The 18,774-nt window shown below is 59.1% G+C and carries 22 protein-coding genes; 5 read left to right on the top strand and 17 right to left on the bottom strand.

Annotated features, from left to right (window positions below):
* Nucleotides 1–253: 253 nt before the first annotated feature.
* On the bottom strand, nucleotides 254–1,396 hold the full coding sequence (locus EV660_RS08700) for an alpha-D-ribose 1-methylphosphonate 5-triphosphate diphosphatase (protein WP_071479865.1): 1,143 nt from the start codon (nucleotides 1,394–1,396) through the stop codon (nucleotides 254–256).
* An 80-nt stretch (nucleotides 1,397–1,476) separates the two neighbouring features.
* Between EV660_RS08700 and EV660_RS08705 the strand changes: the two genes are divergently transcribed.
* On the top strand, nucleotides 1,477–2,157 hold the full coding sequence (locus EV660_RS08705) for a DUF1045 domain-containing protein (protein WP_071479864.1): 681 nt from the start codon (nucleotides 1,477–1,479) through the stop codon (nucleotides 2,155–2,157).
* Here the strand turns inward: EV660_RS08705 and phnN are convergent.
* The 7 genes from phnN to phnG form a co-directional block, all read right to left on the bottom strand.
* Nucleotides 2,132–2,674, bottom strand: a complete 543-nt coding sequence (gene phnN / locus EV660_RS08710) for a phosphonate metabolism protein/1,5-bisphosphokinase (PRPP-forming) PhnN (RefSeq protein WP_071479863.1) — start codon at nucleotides 2,672–2,674, stop codon at nucleotides 2,132–2,134. The genes EV660_RS08705 and phnN overlap by 26 nt on opposite strands.
* Complete coding sequence (gene phnL / locus EV660_RS08715) at nucleotides 2,671–3,357, bottom strand: phosphonate C-P lyase system protein PhnL (RefSeq protein ID WP_071479862.1); 687 nt, start codon at nucleotides 3,355–3,357, stop codon at nucleotides 2,671–2,673. Before phnL ends, phnN begins: the two co-directional genes overlap by 4 nt.
* Nucleotides 3,358–3,418: 61 nt before the next feature.
* Nucleotides 3,419–4,189: a phosphonate C-P lyase system protein PhnK gene (gene phnK, locus EV660_RS08720; RefSeq protein ID WP_071479861.1), complete on the bottom strand. Its 771-nt coding sequence runs from the start codon at nucleotides 4,187–4,189 to the stop codon at nucleotides 3,419–3,421.
* A complete protein-coding gene (locus EV660_RS08725; protein ID WP_071479860.1) occupies nucleotides 4,186–5,034 on the bottom strand; it encodes an alpha-D-ribose 1-methylphosphonate 5-phosphate C-P-lyase PhnJ in 849 nt (282 codons plus the stop codon). Before EV660_RS08725 ends, phnK begins: the two co-directional genes overlap by 4 nt.
* 81 nt (nucleotides 5,035–5,115) lie before the next feature.
* Complete coding sequence (locus EV660_RS08730; RefSeq protein WP_071479859.1) at nucleotides 5,116–6,198, bottom strand: carbon-phosphorus lyase complex subunit; 1,083 nt, start codon at nucleotides 6,196–6,198, stop codon at nucleotides 5,116–5,118.
* Nucleotides 6,182–6,763, bottom strand: a complete 582-nt coding sequence (gene phnH / locus EV660_RS08735) for a phosphonate C-P lyase system protein PhnH (RefSeq protein WP_071479858.1) — start codon at nucleotides 6,761–6,763, stop codon at nucleotides 6,182–6,184. Before phnH ends, EV660_RS08730 begins: the two co-directional genes overlap by 17 nt.
* Entirely contained in the window at nucleotides 6,760–7,200 is a 441-nt protein-coding gene (phnG, locus tag EV660_RS08740; protein WP_071479857.1) for a phosphonate C-P lyase system protein PhnG, read from the bottom strand. The genes phnH and phnG overlap by 4 nt, the downstream gene beginning before the upstream one ends.
* An 88-nt stretch (nucleotides 7,201–7,288) precedes the next feature.
* On the opposite strand from phnG, the gene phnF reads away from it, so the two are divergent.
* From phnF to EV660_RS08755, 3 genes are read left to right on the top strand one after another with little or no spacing between them, the layout of a single operon-like run.
* Entirely contained in the window at nucleotides 7,289–8,023 is a 735-nt protein-coding gene (gene phnF, locus EV660_RS08745; RefSeq protein WP_071479856.1) for a phosphonate metabolism transcriptional regulator PhnF, read from the top strand.
* Between the two features lie 49 nt (nucleotides 8,024–8,072).
* Entirely contained in the window at nucleotides 8,073–9,254 is a 1,182-nt protein-coding gene (locus tag EV660_RS08750; RefSeq protein WP_071479855.1) for an alpha-D-ribose 1-methylphosphonate 5-triphosphate diphosphatase, read from the top strand.
* A gap of 7 nt (nucleotides 9,255–9,261) precedes the next feature.
* Nucleotides 9,262–9,810, top strand: coding sequence for an NUDIX domain-containing protein (locus EV660_RS08755; RefSeq protein ID WP_071481918.1), 549 nt, complete (start codon nucleotides 9,262–9,264; stop codon nucleotides 9,808–9,810).
* 33 nt (nucleotides 9,811–9,843) lie between these two features.
* Here the strand turns inward: EV660_RS08755 and EV660_RS08760 are convergent, their stop codons facing one another.
* From EV660_RS08760 to phnD (EV660_RS08790), 7 genes are all read right to left on the bottom strand, one after another.
* Nucleotides 9,844–10,476, bottom strand: a complete 633-nt coding sequence (locus tag EV660_RS08760; protein WP_071479854.1) for an LbetaH domain-containing protein — start codon at nucleotides 10,474–10,476, stop codon at nucleotides 9,844–9,846.
* A complete protein-coding gene (locus EV660_RS08765; protein WP_232727358.1) occupies nucleotides 10,476–11,144 on the bottom strand; it encodes an SDR family NAD(P)-dependent oxidoreductase in 669 nt (222 codons plus the stop codon). Before EV660_RS08765 ends, EV660_RS08760 begins: the two co-directional genes overlap by 1 nt.
* Before the next feature lie 51 nt (nucleotides 11,145–11,195).
* On the bottom strand, nucleotides 11,196–12,053 hold the full coding sequence (gene phnE, locus EV660_RS08770) for a phosphonate ABC transporter, permease protein PhnE (RefSeq protein WP_071479853.1): 858 nt from the start codon (nucleotides 12,051–12,053) through the stop codon (nucleotides 11,196–11,198).
* On the bottom strand, nucleotides 12,050–12,970 hold the full coding sequence (gene phnE / locus EV660_RS08775) for a phosphonate ABC transporter, permease protein PhnE (protein ID WP_071479852.1): 921 nt from the start codon (nucleotides 12,968–12,970) through the stop codon (nucleotides 12,050–12,052). The genes phnE (EV660_RS08770) and phnE (EV660_RS08775) overlap by 4 nt, the downstream gene beginning before the upstream one ends.
* A gap of 1 nt (nucleotide 12,971) precedes the next feature.
* Nucleotides 12,972–13,790: a phosphonate ABC transporter ATP-binding protein gene (phnC, locus tag EV660_RS08780; protein ID WP_071479851.1), complete on the bottom strand. Its 819-nt coding sequence runs from the start codon at nucleotides 13,788–13,790 to the stop codon at nucleotides 12,972–12,974.
* Nucleotides 13,791–13,874: 84 nt separating this feature from the next.
* Nucleotides 13,875–14,795, bottom strand: coding sequence for a phosphate/phosphite/phosphonate ABC transporter substrate-binding protein (phnD, locus tag EV660_RS08785; RefSeq protein WP_071479850.1), 921 nt, complete (start codon nucleotides 14,793–14,795; stop codon nucleotides 13,875–13,877).
* Nucleotides 14,796–14,896: 101 nt separating this feature from the next.
* Nucleotides 14,897–15,823, bottom strand: a complete 927-nt coding sequence (phnD, locus tag EV660_RS08790; protein WP_071479849.1) for a phosphonate ABC transporter substrate-binding protein — start codon at nucleotides 15,821–15,823, stop codon at nucleotides 14,897–14,899.
* Nucleotides 15,824–16,323: 500 nt separating this feature from the next.
* On the opposite strand from phnD (EV660_RS08790), the gene EV660_RS08795 reads away from it, so the two are divergent.
* Nucleotides 16,324–17,262, top strand: a complete 939-nt coding sequence (locus EV660_RS08795; RefSeq protein WP_157798894.1) for an SdiA-regulated domain-containing protein — start codon at nucleotides 16,324–16,326, stop codon at nucleotides 17,260–17,262.
* A gap of 157 nt (nucleotides 17,263–17,419) precedes the next feature.
* On the opposite strand, the gene EV660_RS08800 is transcribed toward EV660_RS08795, so the two are convergent.
* Both EV660_RS08800 and EV660_RS08805 read right to left on the bottom strand, forming a co-directional pair.
* Nucleotides 17,420–17,938, bottom strand: coding sequence for a hypothetical protein (locus EV660_RS08800; RefSeq protein ID WP_071479847.1), 519 nt, complete (start codon nucleotides 17,936–17,938; stop codon nucleotides 17,420–17,422).
* Complete coding sequence (locus EV660_RS08805; protein ID WP_071479846.1) at nucleotides 17,928–18,692, bottom strand: helix-turn-helix transcriptional regulator; 765 nt, start codon at nucleotides 18,690–18,692, stop codon at nucleotides 17,928–17,930. Before EV660_RS08805 ends, EV660_RS08800 begins: the two co-directional genes overlap by 11 nt.
* Nucleotides 18,693–18,774 lie beyond the last annotated feature (82 nt).

The following is an 18,774-nucleotide window of genomic DNA, read 5'->3' on the forward strand; positions in this document are numbered from 1 at the left end:
TCCGGCTTCTGACGAAAGAGGTGCAGTGAAAGTTTTGAGGGCGTTGCGGACGGTGGATGGTTTCGACAAGCCGCGCATCGCCGGGCCGCCCCACGGCACGGCGATGCGCGGCGGCCTTCGGCCTTGATTCCGCGCAACCGAATGACGGCAAAGTCCCCCAAAGCGAACCTGAGACATTCATGGCCCCCTTTTTCAGAAAGCCAAATAGACAATCTGGCGCGTGGTGCATCGCAGCCAGGCGGCAAGACTAGTTTCAGGCCACCCGCGCGCCCTTGACCCAAACCTCTTTCAGCATGGGTACCGACCCGGGTAGCGCCACGCGGATCAGATCCGCGCGCAGCCCTATGCGCAGCGCGCCCCTGTCAGCAAGCCCAACTGCACGCGCCGGTGCAGATGTGACTGCGCGAAAGCCCTTTGCAAGGTCGCTGCAGGATTGCCCCAAGCGTATAGCCGCCTGTAGCAAGGCCGCCGGAATATAGTCTGATGACAAAATATCCAGTCGGTCCGCCGAGGCAAGCACCGATGCCGCGACATTGCCGGAATGCGACCCCCCGCGGATCAGGTTGGGCGCGCCCATCATGACCGCTATTTCATGCGCGTGGCACGCCTGCGCAGCTTCCAGCGTGGTAGGAAATTCGGCCAGACGCACGCCATGCGCCGCCGAGTTCGAAACTTGCGCTGCGGACGTATCATCATGGCTGGCAAGCGTCGCGCCATAGCGATGCGCCGCAGCAACCGCCGCCGCCTCATGGGGGGCACGCACGCGTGCGCCCAGCGCCTGCTGTCGGGCGACGTGATCGTCAAATTCGGCGTCTGTCATGCCGTATTTGCCTTTCAGATAAACACGCAGCTTGGCCAGATCGGAAAACTGACGCTGCCCGGGCGTGTGGTCCATCAGGCTGACAATCCCGACCCGGTCAACCGGCCCGAATTCGTCCAGTTCATCCAACAAGGTCTCAGAACATATTTCGGCGCGCAGATGCAGGTAGTGACTGATCTGCAATGCGCCCAATTCGCGCATCTCCAGAATCTCAGTGGCCAAAGCGCGCGCATAGCGGCCTCGCCCACGTGCATCGTCGCGCAGCAGTGACCCAATACGCAGCGCGTCATAAACCGTGGTAATGCCTGTGCCTGCCAATTCTCGATCATGGGCAATCAGGGCGCTGGCATGCGGCCAGTCCACCCCGGGGCGGGGGGAAAGATGGCGTTCCAGATTGTCCGTATGCAGTTCAATCAAGCCCGGTGCCAGCAGATCACCGTCGCAATCCTGTGCGCCCTTTGGCACATGCGCGCCATCCTCGATGGCCACAATCACCCCGTCCCGGATGACGACAGCCCCGCGCTTGACCTCGTCGGGCAGCACAAGCATAGAATTTGCGAAGACATGCTCTGTCATTTCTTTGGTCCTTATTCTAGGCGTCACGGCGTTGTCACAGTCCTGTGCGAGGCCCGGAGCAAGCTGTCGAGGAGGATCGAATGCTGGAAAGATTTCAGCGATTTGCAGTCTATTACGCGCCGGCACCGGGCACCGAGCTTGCGTTTGCGGGGTCCAGATGGCTGGGCTGGGACGCAGAGGCTGCCATCGCCTGCCCCCACCCAGAGCTTGGCCTTGATCTGGCAGAGATTACCGAGGCACCGCGTAAATACGGGTTGCATGCGACCCTGAAGGCCCCGATGCACCTTGCCTGCCCGCCCGCTACCCTCTTCGATGCGGTCGAAACACTCGCCCAAGGACTTGCGCCGGTGGATATGGGCCAACTGTGTCTGCGCTGTCTTGACGGGTTTCTTGCCATTGTGCCCGAAACCCAGACCCAGGCCCTGACGGATGGGGCCGCGCTGATTGTCAAAGCGCTCGACCCTTTCCGCGCCACCTTGTCCGCACAGGCGCTTGCCCGCCGCCGTGCTGCCGGTCTTAGCCCACGGCAAGAAGAACTCTTGCAGCTTTGGGGCTATCCTTATGTCATGGAGGAATTTCAATTTCATATCACGCTGACAGGGCGGCTGGGTGCCAAAGCCATGACCGACGCGCTGCGCGCCGCCCATGCATGGTTTACCCCTGCGTTGCAGGCACCCTTGACGCTTGATGCGCTTTGCATCTTTGGAGAGGATGAGGCAGGGCGCTTCCATCTTCTCAGGCGCGTTCCGTTGCGCGGCTGATCGCGGCCAGCATTTGCGCAAGCGCGTCTTCAATCGTGGTGTCATTGCGGATCGTCACAGCACCGACGGGCGCATCCAGATCAGCGCGCGACAGACGGGCAGCAATCGCCTGCGCATCCTCGCGACCGCGTGTCTGCAAACGCTGTGCCAAAACCTCGTGCGAGGCTGTTATCATCAACACCAACAACCCCGGATAGGCCTGCTGTATCTCCGGCAAGGCTTTGCGAGAGCCGTTGAAAACCACGATGCGCCCCTGCGCGAGATGATCATTGATGCTGGCAGGTATGGCATAGCGCAACCCATGCGCCCGCCAGTCAAAGGCATAACACCCGGCTGCCCTTTGCGCCTCAAACTGCGCCTGAGAGACGGCGAGATGCGCCTCGCCGCCAGCATCTGCGGCGCGCGTCACAATGCGGCGGACCTTGACAATATCTGGCCTCGCTTTTGCAAGGGCGTCGATCAATGTGTCTTTGCCCACCCCTGACGGGCCGACAATGGCGACAAGAACCCCCGTCATGCGGCCTCCTTTGTCGGGGTAAACCCCGTCACATCCACCTCTCGATCACAGACGGCTGCGCGCGCGTCTGCGTCATGGAATATCCCCAATATGGCGGCACCACGCGCTTTGGCCTCCAGTATAAGGTCCAGAACCACGGCGCGGTTCGCAGCATCCAGGCTGGCCGTCGGCTCATCCAGCAGCATCACAGGCCAATCCTGAATAAAGCCCCGCGCGATATTTACACGCTGTTGCTCGCCCCCCGAAAATGTGGTCGGGGACAGCGACCATAGCCGTTGCGGGAGGTTCAGGCGCTCCAACAGCCCTTCTGCCTTCGCCAAGGCCGCGTCCTCGTCAATGCCCTGCGCCAACAAGGGCTCTGCCACGATCTGGCGCGTTGGAATGCGCGGGATAACCCGCAGAAACTGGCTGACATAGCCCAGGGTGCTGCGCCGCAACTCCAGCACAACACGCGGGGCCGCGCGGCACAGCTCTGTCCCAGCCACGTTGATTGAACCTTCTTCACAGCGGTAATTTCCCCAGATCATCCGCATCAGGGTCGACTTCCCCGCCCCCGAGGCACCGACCAGTGCCACGCATTCGCCTGCCCCCACAGACAGGCTTGCCCCTGTCATCACTGGCAAGACCGCGCCGCCTTGATTGTGCAAAACGAATTGTTTGCCCACACCTGCAATCTCAATCATTCCCGCGCCCTCATTTTCTTGCCAAAAATACTCAATCCCACACAGCCCCGCGCACAGTGCGTCAGGCCTGAAGCACTGAACTGACCAAAAGCTGTGTATAGGCATGTTGCGGGTCGTCGAGGACCTGATCGGTCAGCCCGTCTTCGACCACATGCCCGTCTTTCATCACCATCAGCCGGTCGGCCAGCAGCCGCACCACGGCCAGATCATGCGTGACAATCACGGCCGACAATCCCAGCCGCCGCACCAACCCGCGCAGCAGGTCCAGCAGTCGCGCCTGCACGCTGACGTCAAGCCCGCCTGTGGGTTCATCCATGAAGACCAGTCGCGGCCCTGTCACCAGATTGCGCGCGATTTGCAGCCTTTGCTGCATTCCGCCCGAGAAGGCGCGGGGGCGGTCGTCCACGCGGGCCGCATCAATTTCCACGCGCGCCAGCCAGTCGCTCGCCTGTGCCCGGATGTCCCCGTAATGGCGCGCGCCAACGGCCATCAGCCGTTCGCCCACATTGCCGCCAGCGCTGACATTCATGCGCAAACCGTCGCGCGGGTTCTGGTGGACAAATGCCCAATCCGTGCGCGCCAGCCAGCGGCGTTCTGCCTCGCTCATCGCAACAGTATCACGCGGCCCCTTGTCGCGCGTATCAAGGATCACGCGGCCAGCATCCGGGGCCAGGTGTCCCGCAAGGCAATTCAGAAGCGTCGATTTCCCTGAACCGCTTTCTCCCACGATCCCCATCACCTCGCCGGGCCAAAGCGTGAAATTCACATCCTTGCAGCCCAGATGCGCGCCATAGGATTTAGACAGACCTTCAACCTGCAAAAGCGGTGTCATGCGGCATCTCCCTGTCGGGCCGCAACGCGGGCGGCGCAATAATCGGTGTCCGAACACACAAACATCCGGCCCCCTGTATCATCGGTGATCACTTCATCCAGATAGCTGTCCGCGGCTTCGCAAATCGCGCAAGCCTGATCTGCGGCCTTGCTTGGCTGAAAAGGATAATCCTCAAAATCAAGGCTCTCGACGTGCGTGAAGGGTGGCAGCGCATAGATACGGCATTCGCGCCCAGCCCCGAACAACTGCAAGGCAGGCGACATGTTCAGTTTCGGGTTGTCAAATTTCGGGATCGGTGACGGGTCCATGACATAGCGCCCCTGAACCCGCACCGGGTAAGCATAGGCGCGCGCGATCTCGCCGTGACGCGCAATATCTTCGTACAGGCGCACCTGCATCAGCCCATAATCTTCCAGCGCGTGCATCGTGCGTGTTTCTGTCTCGCGTGGTTCCAGAAAGCGCAAAGGCTCCGGGATCGGCACTTGAAAGACAAGTATCTGCCCTTCGGAAAGTGGGGTTTCCGGAATGCGGTGGCGGGTTTGAATGATACTGGCCTCGGCCGTTGCTTCTGTTGTGGCGACGCCTGCGACACGGGCAAAGAACTTGCGAATAGACACGGCATTGGTTGTATCATCCGCGCCCTGGTCAATCACCTTCAACGTATCTTCGGGCACAAGGCAGGCTGCGGTTACCTGCACCCCGCCTGTGCCCCAGCCATAAGGCATGGGCATTTCACGGCTGGAAAACGGCACCTGATAGCCCGGAATGGCAACCGCTTTCAGGATGGCGCGGCGCAACATGCGCTTGGTGGCCTCGTCCAGATAGGCGAAATTGTAGTCAGACATGGTGTTCACACTCCTGCGCGCGCCCGTGGCGCGGGTGGGTGGGTAGGGCGATACGAGGGCGCGCCTGAAAGGGATCGGCCTTCATTCTGCGGCCTCCTGATAGGCGCTGGCATCGCGTCGCAATTTTCGGATCAACTCCAGCTCTGCCTGAAAATCCACGTAATGGGGCAGCTTGATATGCTCCAGAAAGCCGCTGGATTGGATATTGTCGCAATGTGACAGCACGAATTCCTCGTCCTGTGCGGGTGCCGTGCCAATATCCTCGCCCAATTCGCGCGCGCGCAAGGCACGGTCGACCAGTGCCATCGAAATGGCCTTGCGTTCGGATTGGCCGAAAACCAGCCCATAGCCGCGCGTAAACTGTGCAGGCTCTGTCTTTGACCCCTGAAACTGATTGACGCTTTCGCATTCCGTCAGCAGGATTTCGGCAAACTCTATCTCGAAATCCAGCTCGGGCAGTTGTGCCGACACACGCACATAACCGATGCGCAATTCGCCAATAAAGGCATGATTGCGCCCATATCCCCGCTGTGTCGAATAGGCCAGCGACAGCAAGAACCCCTCATCACCACGTGCCAGTGCCTGCAACCGCAAGGGCCGTGTTGCGGGAAATTCCAGTGGCGCGCGCGTCAGGTCCGGCACGTCGCCTTCGCCTGCACTCTCTGGCTGCATCAGTCCTTCTGCGTTCAGATGTGACAGGATATGCGGCACAGCCCCCGTTGCTGCCGGAAGCTCTGGCGCAGGGGCTACGCTATCGTCTTTGGCCAGATCGAAATCCAACAGACGGTGGGTATAGTCAAAGGTGGGCCCCAAAACCTGCCCGCCCGGCGCATCCTTATAGGTTGCCGAAATCCGGCGGATGATCTGGGCCGCGCCTGTGTCCAGTGGCACAGTTGCCCCGAAACGCGGCAAGGTTGTCCGAAACGACCGGATCAGAAACACAGCCTCGACAGCATCGCCACGCGCCTGTTTCAGGGCCAGTGCGGCCAGATCAGGATCATAAAGCGACCCTTCCGCCATGACGCGATCTATAGCCAGCGATAACTGTTCCCGAATTTGCGCCAAGGCCAGATCAGGCACGCCGTGATCGCCGCGCCGCGCTTCGGCCAGCCAGCTATGCGCGTTGTCAATGGCGCGCTCTCCACCTTTAACGGCGACATACATCGGGAACCTCTATTCTTGTGGAACGTGGAAGTGCTGCCAGTGTCTTGCCACTGGTGAACATCAGATCGCAGCCCAAGGGAAAGCGGGCGGCGTTGCGCTGCAATGCACCCGGATCGGGCAGGTTCAGCCAAGCCTCTCTCTCAATGCCCGGCCCTGACAGCCGGACGCCTTCGTTGTGCAACTGGTCCAGTTCGACAATCAGCGTGGCAGAGCGATCGGGATATTCCGGCACGCCCTGTTGGTAGGTTGAAAGCTCGCCAAGTGCCTGCCACGTGCCCAAGGCAAAACCCGCGTGTTGCGGCGCGCACAGCGGTGCCCCCAGATGGAAGGCAACCCATTCGCGCATGGCTGGGCAATCATGCGCACCGGCCAGATGCAAAGGGGTTGTGCTGTCTGCAAGGATCATCAGCGCAATCGCCGCCGCATCAGAGCAAGGCGCAGGGGCAGAAACCCCCTCAAGCGTTACAATCCGGCCCGGATGCGCCATTGCATCGAGAACCTGTCGAAAGGCGCGCGCGCCTTCGCGGGCGGGGTCCGAAAACCCGGCGGTCAATAGGGCGCTCATGGCTCACCTCGTACAAGCGTGAAGAAATCGACCTTGGTGGCGGCGGCGCGGCGGGCGCGGGCCTGCGACTGTTCGGTTTCGTGCTGGGCCAAAGGCGCCAGAACGCGCGCGTGCAATTGCGCGGCTGCATCTGTTTGCAACAAGGCATCCAGCAATGCGGCACGTTCTGCCTTGCGCGGGCTGCGGCCCTGAACAAGCGCATGGCCGACGGTGCCACAGCCAAGCCGCAATGCGGCGCGGGTCACCGTCACTTCGCCCAGATTAAATGCAGCGCCGGCTGCACCTGCGCGCCCTTGCACCATCATGGTCCCGGCCTCTGGCTTTCGAAGCCATGTGAAATCAGGGGCAGCATCGGGCCAGCAGGCGTCTAGTTGTGCCAAAGGCGCACGCGCAAGAAGGCCCATCCAATCACGGCGGGTCAATGGGTCGGCGGTCATGTCGGATCTCTCAATTCGGTATAGACAACTAGACAAATACGCTGTTTACAGTTTTCAATCAAACGGAATTTTGTGAAAGTTTCACGACATGACACAGCGCGTCGCCCTTTGGCAGAACATAAAAGACCTACTTCATGGCGAAATCGTTCAGGGCGTCTGGCGGGCTGGTGCACGTTTGCCCACCGAGGCGGATCTGGCGCTTAGATTTGATGTGAACCGCCACACGGTTCGGCGTGCCTTGCAGGCTTTGGCCGAAGAGGGGTTGGTTCAACCCAGACGCGGTGCAGGCGTGTTCGTGCGGGCCGCCCCGCTGCGCTACCCGATCGGGCCGCGTACAAGGTTTCGACAAAACCTGCTATCCGCAGGGCGCACCCCGTCGCGCAAATTGCTGCACCTGTCGCAGCAATCCGCATCCAGCGCAGAGGCAAAAGCCCTCGGGCTCGTTCCCGGTGCGCCAGTCCATGTGATGGAGGCTATAAGCTTTGCAGATGATCTTCCAATCTCTCTTGCAAGGTCGTGTTTCTGCGCCACACGATTTCCCGAGCTTGGGGTGGCTCTCCGCGACACGAACTCGGTCACAGGCGCGCTGGCGAACGTGGGAGTTGCCGATTACTTGCGCAAATCCACGCGGTTGACAGGCCAGAATGCAGACCCTGTGCAAGCACGTCATTTGCAACTGTCTACGGGCGACGCACTTATCCTGTCAGAAGCAATCAATGTTGATGTGACAGGGCGGCCCGTTGAGTTTGGCCGAACATACTTTGTCGGCGAACGTGTCGAATTGGTTCTGGAAAGCGAAGATAACGCAGCTTTTGTCACGTGATTGCAATATAGCTGAGTTACCCGCGGGCCAAACGCGAAGGAACTGATACATGACACCCCAGAATCTGCGCATCAACGGCGCGTTATCCTTAATGAACGGCAGCCTGGAAGATTGCGACCTTTTCATTTCCGATGGCCATTTTGTGCCATCGGGTGGCGCTGTGCATGAGATCGACCTGTCAGGTTACTGGGTGTTGCCCGGGATTATCGACTTGCATGGCGATGGGTTTGAACGCCACATCCGCCCCCGACCCAGCGCCCCGTTTGAAAAGCGCGCAGCGCTGCAATCGGCCGATACAGAACTGGCAAGTCAAGGCGTTACGACCGCATGGTTTGCACAAAGCTGGTCCTGGGAAGGTGGGGCGCGCGCGCCGGATGAAGCGGTTGCCCTGCTTGACGCACGTCGCCAGATTGCCCATCGCCTTATGACGGATATCCGCATCCAGTTGCGGTTTGAAACGCATATGCCGCACGATCATGCAGCCCTTATGGGTGTCGTGCGCGACTACCATCTGGATTACATCGTGTTCAACAATCACTTGCCCGAAGCGCTGGAGCTTGCCGCTTCAAAACCCGCGCGCTTCGCGGCGTGGGCCTTGCAAAACGGGCATCTGCCCGAAGATCTGCTGAAGAAAGTACATCAAGCCCACGAGGCAGGCCCGGAAATCCCGACTTTCCTGACATCCCTCGCGGCTGATCTGCGTCTGGCCGGGGTGATGATGGGATCGCATGACGACCCGGATGCAGAAACCCGTGCTTTCTATCGCGGCATTGGCGCGACCATTTGCGAATTCCCCACCTCACTCGCGGCCGCCAATGCCGCGCGTGCGGCGAATGAACCGGTCCTGATGGGGGCGCCGAATATCGTGCGTGGCGGTTCTCAATCCGGCAATATTGCCGCGATGGAACTGGTCGAAGAGGGGCTGTGCGATGCGCTGATTTCTGACTATTACATTCCGGCGCTGGCGCAAGCGGCGTGGGAGATTGCGGATATGCGTGCATTGTCCTTCGCCCATGCCTGGGAAATGATCTCTACCCGCCCTGCACAGATCATGGGCCTGTCTGATCGCGGCAGCCTTCTGCCCGGCCAGCGCGCCGATCTTGTGGTGATGAACCCCAAGACCCGCCGCGTTGAGGCAACTCTCGTGCAGGGTCAGATTGCCTTTGCAAGTCTTCAGGCGGCATACCGTCTTTTACAGGCACCTTTGCCCTATGCCCTTGCCGCGCAATAAGTCTGACATGACATATGCCGGAATAATAGAGACAGAAATCGGGCGGATCCGCCCCATTGATCTGCTGGAGCATGACCATCTGGGCCGCGCGCGTGACTGGGTGCGCTCTGGGGCGGTCCTGTGTCGTGTGGCGCCCCCCGCGACCCCGCGCATGCATCTGGTCAGCTATTTTCCGGTGATCGATCAAGGTCAGGTGCTGTTGGGCGACCATATCAGTTCAGGCCTGTGGCTGCCGCCCGGCGGACATGTCGAACCGGCTGAGCATCCGCGCGACACGGTGCGGCGCGAATGCCTTGAGGAATTGCGCATACCAGCCCGTTTTCTGCGAGATGGCCCAGTGTTCCTGACCATCGCTGAAACCATTGGTGCACATCCGCATGAAGATGTGTCGCTGTGGTATCCGCTACAGGGGGTGGCGGGTGCCTTGCCGGAATATGACAGGCGCGAATACCGGGCAATGCAATGGTTTCGTTTTGACGACGCGCCTTTCCACGATTCGGACCCGAATCTGGAAAGGTTCCTTGGCAAGCTTGTCGAAGAATCCGTCGGGACGTGATGCGCCTGGCTGCGAGGGGGAGAATATTGGCCCTCAATGCAGCGTCACATCTTCGTATTTCGCCAGAAACGCCTCAACCTCCATATGTCGAAAATCAGACAGTGCCATGCGCAGGCGGTCATGGTCCCAGTCCCACCACGCAAGCTCTGTTAACCGCCGCGCAATCTGCTTGGGAAAGCGACGTCGCAGCTTCTCGGCCGGGACGCCGACAACGACCGTGTAGGGCGCCACGTCGCGCGTGACAACGGCCCCCGCACCGATGATGGCACCATGGCCGACGGTTACATCAGGGCGGATGATCGCGCCATGCCCGATCCAGACATCATGGCCGATTGTGACCCGCCGTTCCGCGCGCCGTTCGAAAAACGCAGTATCGGGTGCTTCATCAGGCCAGTAAAGGTCTGACCGGTACAGGAAGTGATGCAGGCTTGCGCGGTCCATCGGGTGATCGGTCGGACCAATGCGCACATTGGCGGCGATATTGACGAATTTGCCGATGGTCGCATTTGCAATATCACAGCCCCGCGCGCAGTAACTGTAATCGCCCATTGTGGTGTTCAACAGCACCGATCCCGCGCCAATTTCCGTATAGATGCCAAAGTCGCTGTCCCGGATCGTGCAATCCGGGTGAACCAATGCCCCATCGGGTGAAAGCTTGCGGGTCATCAAAATTCGCGCCCCTCTCCTGTCCAGCGCACGAACTGCCCAGTCTGGGCCATGTCCAATGTGCTGGCAATCTCCAAAATACCGTGCGCGACCTGAGTTGCGTTTTCCTTGGCATCTGGTCCGCCCATATCTGTACGCACCCAGCCGGGATCAATCAGCGCGACAGCTATCTGTCGCGCCCGCACATCCGTGGCCAGACCCTGCATTATCTTGTTCACCGCAGCTTTCGAGGCGCGGTAGGCAATCCGGTCGGATTTGGCATATCCCATCCACGCCATCTGACTGGAAATCGTCAAAATACGCCCGCCATCCGGCATCTTGGGAAGCACGGCCTGTGCCATTGCAAGTGGGGCAAGCGTGTTGATCAGAAATGTGTCCGCAAAGCCATCAAAATCCATGTCCAGCGTGGCCTGCCGTTCTGGCCCTATCACCCCGGCATTATTGATCAGCACATCAACCGGCCCCAGCTTCGTCCCGATTGCGCGTAGCCTGTCACGGTCCCGCATATCGACCAGGTGTTCCGTCACGCCTTGGGGCGCATCGCCATTTTGGCGCACGGTTCCACTGACCTGCCAGCCACGCGAAAGCGCCTCTATTGCTATTGCGCGCCCGATCCCTCGTCCCGCGCCTGTAATAAGAATATGCAACTGACCCTCATTCTCTTGCACGAAATACTCCCGCCGGAGGCTCCGGCGGAAGCCATCTGTGAAACCGTCAGATCAATGCCCGCGCTCACCGATGAAGCGCTTGCGGATCAAGCCTGAACCCCAGTCGATGATTGCGATCACAATCAACACATTCAGCACGACAAAGGCCACCTGATCGAACAGGCCCGCGCGGAACCGCTCGATGATGATCATCCCGATCCCGCCAGCGCCAACCAGCCCCAGAATGGTCGCCGACCGGGTGGAGGATTCAAAGGAATACAGCGACAAGGATATGAAAACCGGCAATATCTGGGGCAGGTATCCATAGCGGATGATCCGGCCCGTATCCGCGCCGGTGGCACGCACCCCTTCGACCTGCTTGCGGTCGATATTTTCAATCGCTTCCGAGTAGAGCTTGGCCAGATTGCCCATGTCAGAGATCCAGATCGCAAGGACGCCCGCCAATGGTCCCAGCCCCACGGCGCGCACAAAGACCAGACCCCACACGATCTGGTCGATGCCGCGAAACACGTCCAGCAGTCGCCGCACAGCATGGCGGAACAGGCCCACCGGCATGGTGTTGCGCGCCGCCAGAAAGGCCAGCCCCAGCGCAAAGATCGTTCCCAGCAACGTGCCGACAAAGGCCATGGCGATGGTTTGCGCAATGCCTTTGTAGATATTGGCATATTGCCATGTCGCCATATCCTGCCAGACCACCATCCGGGTGATCAGCGCCCAGGCCCGGTCTGACGCGGCAAGCAGTTTTCCGATCTCGAAAAAGCCGAGTGACCAGATCAGATAGACGATGACAAAGGCCCAGCTTGCGGCTTTCAGTGTGGCCACGAACGGATCGCCAAAAGCCTTTGGATGGCGCTTGCGCGCAGCCGCGATATCGGCGTCGGAAATGGCGTGAAATGTAAGTGTGCTCATTTCAGGGACTCCTTGCCAATCAGACTGTGGCGCGCGCGCTCGGACAGCAGGTCAATGGCCGTAACCGTCAGCACGACCAGCAGCAGCACGGCCGTCACACGGTCATCTGAATAGAAGCTGATCGTATGGCTGAGTTCCGCCCCGATCCCGCCTGCGCCGACAAACCCGACCACGGCGGATGCCCGCACATTTATCTCAAAGCGCCACAAGGCGTAGGATGTAAAATTCGGCAGGACTTGCGGTAACACGCCATACCGCATCTGTTCAAACCATGACCCGCCCACAGCCTTGATGCCGTCCACCGGGCGCATAGAAGCATTTTCATTCACTTCCGAGAACAGCTTTCCCAACGCACCCGTCGCGTGAATGGTAATCGCAAGAACGCCGGCAAGAGGGCCAATGCCCACGGCAAAGACCAGCACCAGCGCAAACAGAATTTCCGGCACCCCACGGCAGAATTCCAGAAATCGTCGCGCCAGCACACCGGCCCAGGGAAAGGGCGCGCAATTCCGCGCGGCGATGAATGACAGGGCTACGGCCAGGCCTGTGCCAAGTATCGTGGCCGTCAGCGCCATAAGGATCGTTTCCCATATCAGGCGCATATACTTCCAGAAATCATTGTACCAATACCCGATAGAGCCAGGTGGAAATCGCCCTGCCTCGTTGCGCCCATCAAACAGGACGTCCCATTGCAGCGTCGGCATGACGGAGCCGAAATATTCGAAAATGCGCGGCAGGCCCGTTGCCAGCCGGTCCGGCGTGAATCGCGAAATCCAAAGTGACCACAAAAGAAACCCCAGAAACGCCACGCCCAGTGTTATATTGACCACCATCCGGTCGCGGATCATCTGGCGGCGATGGGTCTCGAACAGGGAAACCGGGTCGCGATCCTGGCCGTTTGTTGTGACACTTGCCATCTCAGTTCACCACGCGCGCTTCGGGCTGCGCCACGGGCTGCGGACGCAGGGCAGTTGATGTCATGGCTTCAGAGAAGGCCTCCTCGGCTTCGGCGCCGTAGATCTCGCGCGCGGCGCGGTCGGTCAGGTCCTTTGGCGTGCCGTCAAAGACGATGACGCCATCCTGCATGCCGATGATACGGTCGCAATACTGGCGCGCGGTGTCCAGCGTATGCAGGTTGCAAATGACCGTCAGCCCGTCTTCGCGGTTGATGGCGCGCAGCGCGTCCATGACCACTTTGGCGTTCAGCGGGTCAAGGCTGGCGATGGGTTCATCAGCCAGCATGATGCGCGGTTCCTGCACCAGTGCACGCGCAATGGCCACACGCTGCATCTGCCCGCCCGACAAAGTGTCAGTCTGTTGCAGCGCCACATGCGCCATGCCCAGCCGGTCCAGCGCGCGAATGGCGAATGCGCGTTCCTTGGCGGTGAATATCCCCATCATCGAGGAGGCAAAGCCATGATGGAACAACCGCCCCGACATGACATTGGTCAGCACGTTCAGGCGGCCCACAAGGTTGAATTGCTGGAACACCATCGCGCATTCATTGCGCCACTGGCGCAACTCGCGCCCCTTCAGCGCGGTAATGTCGCGCCCCTGAAACAGCATCTGCCCGCCTGATGGTTCGTTCAGGCGGTTGATCATGCGCAAAAGCGTGGATTTGCCCGCGCCAGACCGCCCGATAATACCCACCATCTGCCCGTCAGGGATGGTGAAGGTTGCGGGTTTGACGGCAACGGTGCTGTTGAACTGTTTGGTCAGTCCCTTGAATTCCAGCATGGGGTCTACTCCTGTCAGCGGCGGGGCCGCGAAAAAAGACAGGCCCTTGCCGATGCAAGAGCCTGTGTGTGTCGATGTCAGGCGCTAGCGTGAACCCGCGATTTCGTCCTGACGCATGCGCACTGCGGTTTCATAGAATTCATGGTCGATCTCGACGAAGCCGCCGCCTTCGCCGCCGATTGTGGCCTCGTAACAGTCGGGCTGGCGGTCCTTCATGTTCAGGAACAGGTCCAGCACCAGTTCGCGGGCTTCCGCGGGCAAGTCCTTGCGCAGCACTGTCGGGCCGTTCGGGATCAGGTCCGAGGTCCAGATGAAGCGGATATCATCCATATTCAGCAGGCCGTTATCGACCATGCGCCGGATATTGCCACGGCTGTAGCCCTCGGACGCCTCGCCCAGCAGGGACGACCATGTGGCGGCGGCATCATACTGGCCTTGCAGGACGGCGATCACCCCTTGTTCGTGCCCGCCGGAAAAGCCCACAGTGCCGAAATAGCTGTCCTCGATACCGGCCAGACGCAATTCGGCACGCGGGAAAAGATAGCCGGAGGCCGAATTGGCATCAGCATAGGCCAGACTGCGACCCGCCATATCCTCGATGTTTTCAATGCCGCTGTCTGCGCGGGTGATGATAACGGAATAATACCCCAGTGACCCATCGACATTGGCCGATGTCATCACAACCTCGACCGCCTCGGGGTCTTGCAGGTAAATACCGGCATAGCCCGATGCGCCCAGTCCGGCCTGATGCAACTGGCCCGCAAGCAAGCCCTGCATGACGCCTGCGTAATCAGCGGCGGGATACAGTTCGACAGGAACGCCCAGTGTATCGGCCATCAATTCCTGTAGGCAGCTGTAGCGGCGAAGGCGGTCGGCCTCATTCTCGCCCGACAGGATTCCGATATTATAAGTGCCGAAATCCGCGCGCCAGTCTGCGGCAGCAGGCATCACAGAGGTCATGAGGACGGCAAGCGTGGCAGCAGCGCCAGTGAGTGTTCTGGTCATGGTGGTGGTCCTTTTGGTGGAGTATCAAAACGCCCCCGCACATTTCCCCGCGCAGGCCATGAAAAAAAGGCGGCCCGTGACGGGCCACCCTTCAGGTTCGATCAGCGCGAACCGGCAAGTTCTTCGCGGCGCATTTCCACAATGCCCTCGAAAAATTCATGGGTCACAGGCTCCCAGCCCAACCCCTCGCCATAGCTTACGTTGTAGTAGCACTCGATATCCTGTTCATGCTGGGTCGCCAGATAATCGATAACGATGTCCTTGACCTCTTGCGGCAGGGCCTGACGGATCACGATCGGACCATTGGGAATGATCGGGCTTTCCCAGATGATGCGCAGATCGGCCATATCCAACAGGCCGTTGTCGATCATGCGTTTCAGGTTTCCGCGGGTATACCCTTCGGCAGGGTCACCCTGACCCGAGGCCCATGTCACACCTGCATCATACTGGCCTTGCAGCACGGCAATGACTGCCTGTTCATGCCCGCCACCAAAGCCGGTGCGGCTGAAAAATTCTTCTTCAACGATACCGGCGCGGCGCAATTCAAAACGCGGGACGATATAGCCCGATGTCGAATTGGGGTCGGCATAGGCCAGTGAATGGCCTTCCATATCTTCCAGTGAATGGATGTCACTGTCGGCGCGCACATACATCGGCGCAATGTAGCCCAGCGACCCGTCCGCTTCCTTGGTCACGAAGATCGGTTCAACCGCGTCCGCATCCTGCAGGTAAATGCCTGCATAGCCTGATGCGCCCAGCGCCGCATAATCCAGCTGGCCTGCCAGCAGGCCCTGCATTACGCCGGCATAATCGGGTGCGGGGAACATCTCGACCGGAACACCAAGGCGTTCGGACAATGCCGTGGCCATGCAGTCATTGTTGCGCAGGCGGTCGGCTTCATTCTCGCCGCCCAAAAGGCCGATGCGGAACACAGGCAGGTCATTGCGCCAATCGGCGCTGGCGGTCAAGGGAAAGGTACTCAGCGCTGTCGTCGCAACGAGCAGTGCAGCAAGAGCCTTGGTGTGCATGAGAGATCTCCAGGTCAGGTTGGCAGCGGTGCGCCCCAAAACGGGACGTCTGCGTGATCTCAGGCTTCGGTAACGGTCGCATAACGCTTCCATGACGAAACCATGAAATCTTGTCTGCGACAGAGGCTTTGTTCGGACGTTGTGTGACAGATTGGGTGACGATCGCGTATCACTCCGGCGATTCATGTGGCGGGGCGCACGGTGCTGAAACTTTGCCGCAAGTGTTTTGTCATCCGCCTTCTTTGCGGGTCCTTGCGGGGGCAGGCTGGACAATAGCACCGCAGCGGCGAAAGCCTGCATTCTCTGACCAATCGCTTCAATTTCATCAGCTTGACGGTTGTGCGCTTTTGACATAGCGCAACTACAGATTGGTGCAGCCAGCCACGATCAGAATCGCGCCAATCAATGTTCGTTTGATCTACCAATCGCTTATTTGGTTCATCGCAAATCGTCTAAAGCGGGCGCTTTTGTCCACGGGTGCTGAAAGCATGGGGAATGCTATGACAAACAGTTCAGCAAAACGCCGCTTCGGTTGGCTTGGACGGGCGTTTTTCGTTTTGGGTGCCGTCGCAATATTGGTCTGGGCTTGGTTGTCTGGCGCATTGTCGCCAGCGCTGATGATGGCAAGCCCGGCAGGGCGCGGCCATTTTGTTACCGACAGCATTTTGGCGGACCTTGTTGTCGATATCGACGGTTTGGCCGTTGAAGGGTTGGACAAAAATCTGTCTGGCCTCACATATGCGGCGAATACGAACACATTGTTTACCGTCATCAACAATCCCCCCGCCGTGGCAGAGGTGAGCACAGATGGCGCGCTTCTGCGCCTTATTCCAATCAAAGGTGCGAAAGACACAGAAGGCATCAGCCATTTGCACGGAAACAAGTTTCTGATCGCTGATGAAAGGGATCAGTCGATACATCTTGTTCATATTGACCCGCATACCGAAGTTCTGACACTTGATGGGCCCCCCGCCCTGAAACTCGACTTTGGTAATTTCCGAAATTTGGGGTTCGAGGGCGCTTCATGGGATTCTCGAAACAACCGGCTTTATCTGGTGCAGGAGCGGCTACCGATCAGGTTACTGGTGGTCGATGGGCTTTATCCAGAGGACCCGGATCAAGAGCGGTTCTTGTCTGTCAGGTCTCATCGTCTGCCATGGCTGCACCGGCTTGCCCTGCTGGACCTCTCGTCGCTCATACGGCACGAGCCTTCGGGAAAACTCCTTCTCTTGAGCGATGCTTCAAAAATGCTGCTCGAATATGATGAAGATGGGCAGTTGGTCAATGTGCTGCGCTTGCGGGCGGGCATGCATGGCTTGCAGTCCGCAATCCCGCAGGCAGAGGGGGTGACGATGGATAATGAGGGGCGCCTCTTCATCGTTTCAGAGCCGAACTTGTTTTACCGTTTCGCACATGAGTCGACGGCCACCGAGAACTGAATTGACCAAGGCGAAAAACGAGAAGCCCCGACCTCTGTTCCAGGACGGGTTTCTTATCTTAGCATGCACACATCAAAAGCCAGCCGCGTGAAATAGGTGTTGTGCGCATGATCCGGACCAATGCGGCCCAGTCAGTTTTCGCAAATATCACCGGCCGCTAAACCGGATAACCGTAATGCGCAATATGTCCCCATATCGACTGGTTTATCTTCGCCAATTCATCAATGGATTGGCGGATATGGTCAAGTGCCGCTGCATCCAGATCCAGTGACTGGCCCATGCGGATGCTATCCTTGCGGTCGGCGATGCGCATCAGAATGGATTTTGGCGGCCCGCCATCCGGGTCAAAGGCATAGATGCAATGGTTGAAGCGATTGCGCGCCCCTGACAGACGCATCAGGGCGCGCGTTAATTTCAGAACGGCTTCGCGCTCGGCGGTGTCTTGGGTGTTCATCTTGGCCAGTCTTTCGACAAGATCGACACGCGCCCGCGTGGTATTCAGGGTCAAGAAGATCACCACCGCAACATCTTTGGTTGTTCCCGCAAGCCCCGCGATAAGGTGGAGCAAAAGGCTTTCCGTGTTCGTCCAAGAGTAATTCAGCCGCCCGATCAACAGCAGAATATCGTCGAAATCAGTGGCGCTGAACACCTCCGGGGTAGGTGAGTCAGATTTCATGTCCCCCTCCGATCTGGCGGGACAAGTACCAATTCGCCGCCTCGGTGCGATTGCGCACCCCGATTTTGGTGATCGCGTTATGCAAGTGCAATTTGACCGTATGCTCAGACAGCGACATCTGATGCGCGATGCTCTTGTTGCGCCCCCCTTGCGAGACAAGAGCCAGGACTTCTTTTTCACGGCGGGTCAAGGCAGGCTTGGTGAGCGTTTCGGCATTGATCTCAGGTGCCCGGCGCGCTGAAGGTGCGGGGTCGTGCCGTTCTGGTTGCGTCTGCTCATCCGGTATCGGGCCAATAAGGTCGCCCGGTGCAATAAACTGGCCCGCAAGAACCAGTCGCAGCATCGAAGCCCAGGGGCAGATTGGCAGCGACATCGGCAATAGCAGTATCTGCGCAAGATGCGGCGAACGAGTGCGTTCCGCAAGCAAATGCCGCGCCACGTTCTTGTCACGATATGCGAGGATCCAATCCGCGCCTTTCAGGTTCCGGCATAACTCATCAAAACTATTCAGCGTATCCGCCAGCAGCAGATCATCTATGAAAACTTTCTTGATCGCAGCCGACCGGTTTCTTGCCAGTAAAAATAGGTCAATAACTGAACTGACCCGGACCGCCTGCGCGCGCCCGGCTTCTTGCTCGGCCAGTCGCAAGATCGGGTTGGGGAAAACAAGTGCACTGCCAAGAAACACCAGAAAGTCTGTTGTTTCGGCAGTGACCGCAGGGCCGAGTGTGTTTATACGATCATGTTCCAACATGGAGTCCCTCCAGGAAGTCCAAAGCCGATTATATGATTTCTAAAACGTAGGGTGTCCCCAGCATTACTAACCAAAAGCATAT

The sequence above is a fragment of the Roseinatronobacter bogoriensis DSM 18756 genome (assembly GCF_004366635.1).
Lineage (GTDB): Bacteria > Pseudomonadota > Alphaproteobacteria > Rhodobacterales > Rhodobacteraceae > Roseinatronobacter > Roseinatronobacter bogoriensis.

Bases quoted from the DNA above. Each gene is read 5' to 3' on its own strand.
- EV660_RS08700 (WP_071479865.1), bottom strand. From the start codon at position 1,396: ATGACAGAGCATGTCTTCGCAAATTCTATGCTTGTGCTGCCCGACGAG.
- EV660_RS08705 (WP_071479864.1), top strand. From the start codon at position 1,477: ATGCTGGAAAGATTTCAGCGATTTGCAGTCTATTACGCGCCGGCACCG.
- phnN (WP_071479863.1), bottom strand. From the start codon at position 2,674: ATGACGGGGGTTCTTGTCGCCATTGTCGGCCCGTCAGGGGTGGGCAAA.
- phnL (WP_071479862.1), bottom strand. From the start codon at position 3,357: ATGATTGAGATTGCAGGTGTGGGCAAACAATTCGTTTTGCACAATCAA.
- phnK (WP_071479861.1), bottom strand. From the start codon at position 4,189: ATGACACCGCTTTTGCAGGTTGAAGGTCTGTCTAAATCCTATGGCGCG.
- EV660_RS08725 (WP_071479860.1), bottom strand. From the start codon at position 5,034: ATGTCTGACTACAATTTCGCCTATCTGGACGAGGCCACCAAGCGCATG.
- EV660_RS08730 (WP_071479859.1), bottom strand. From the start codon at position 6,198: ATGTATGTCGCCGTTAAAGGTGGAGAGCGCGCCATTGACAACGCGCAT.
- phnH (WP_071479858.1), bottom strand. From the start codon at position 6,763: ATGAGCGCCCTATTGACCGCCGGGTTTTCGGACCCCGCCCGCGAAGGC.
- phnG (WP_071479857.1), bottom strand. From the start codon at position 7,200: ATGACCGCCGACCCATTGACCCGCCGTGATTGGATGGGCCTTCTTGCG.
- phnF (WP_071479856.1), top strand. From the start codon at position 7,289: ATGACACAGCGCGTCGCCCTTTGGCAGAACATAAAAGACCTACTTCAT.
- EV660_RS08750 (WP_071479855.1), top strand. From the start codon at position 8,073: ATGACACCCCAGAATCTGCGCATCAACGGCGCGTTATCCTTAATGAAC.
- EV660_RS08755 (WP_071481918.1), top strand. From the start codon at position 9,262: ATGACATATGCCGGAATAATAGAGACAGAAATCGGGCGGATCCGCCCC.
- EV660_RS08760 (WP_071479854.1), bottom strand. From the start codon at position 10,476: ATGACCCGCAAGCTTTCACCCGATGGGGCATTGGTTCACCCGGATTGC.
- phnE (WP_071479853.1), bottom strand. From the start codon at position 12,053: ATGAGCACACTTACATTTCACGCCATTTCCGACGCCGATATCGCGGCT.
- phnE (WP_071479852.1), bottom strand. From the start codon at position 12,970: ATGGCAAGTGTCACAACAAACGGCCAGGATCGCGACCCGGTTTCCCTG.
- phnC (WP_071479851.1), bottom strand. From the start codon at position 13,790: ATGCTGGAATTCAAGGGACTGACCAAACAGTTCAACAGCACCGTTGCC.
- phnD (WP_071479850.1), bottom strand. From the start codon at position 14,795: ATGACCAGAACACTCACTGGCGCTGCTGCCACGCTTGCCGTCCTCATG.
- phnD (WP_071479849.1), bottom strand. From the start codon at position 15,823: ATGCACACCAAGGCTCTTGCTGCACTGCTCGTTGCGACGACAGCGCTG.
- EV660_RS08795 (WP_157798894.1), top strand. From the start codon at position 16,324: ATGACAAACAGTTCAGCAAAACGCCGCTTCGGTTGGCTTGGACGGGCG.
- EV660_RS08800 (WP_071479847.1), bottom strand. From the start codon at position 17,938: ATGAAATCTGACTCACCTACCCCGGAGGTGTTCAGCGCCACTGATTTC.
- EV660_RS08805 (WP_071479846.1), bottom strand. From the start codon at position 18,692: ATGTTGGAACATGATCGTATAAACACACTCGGCCCTGCGGTCACTGCC.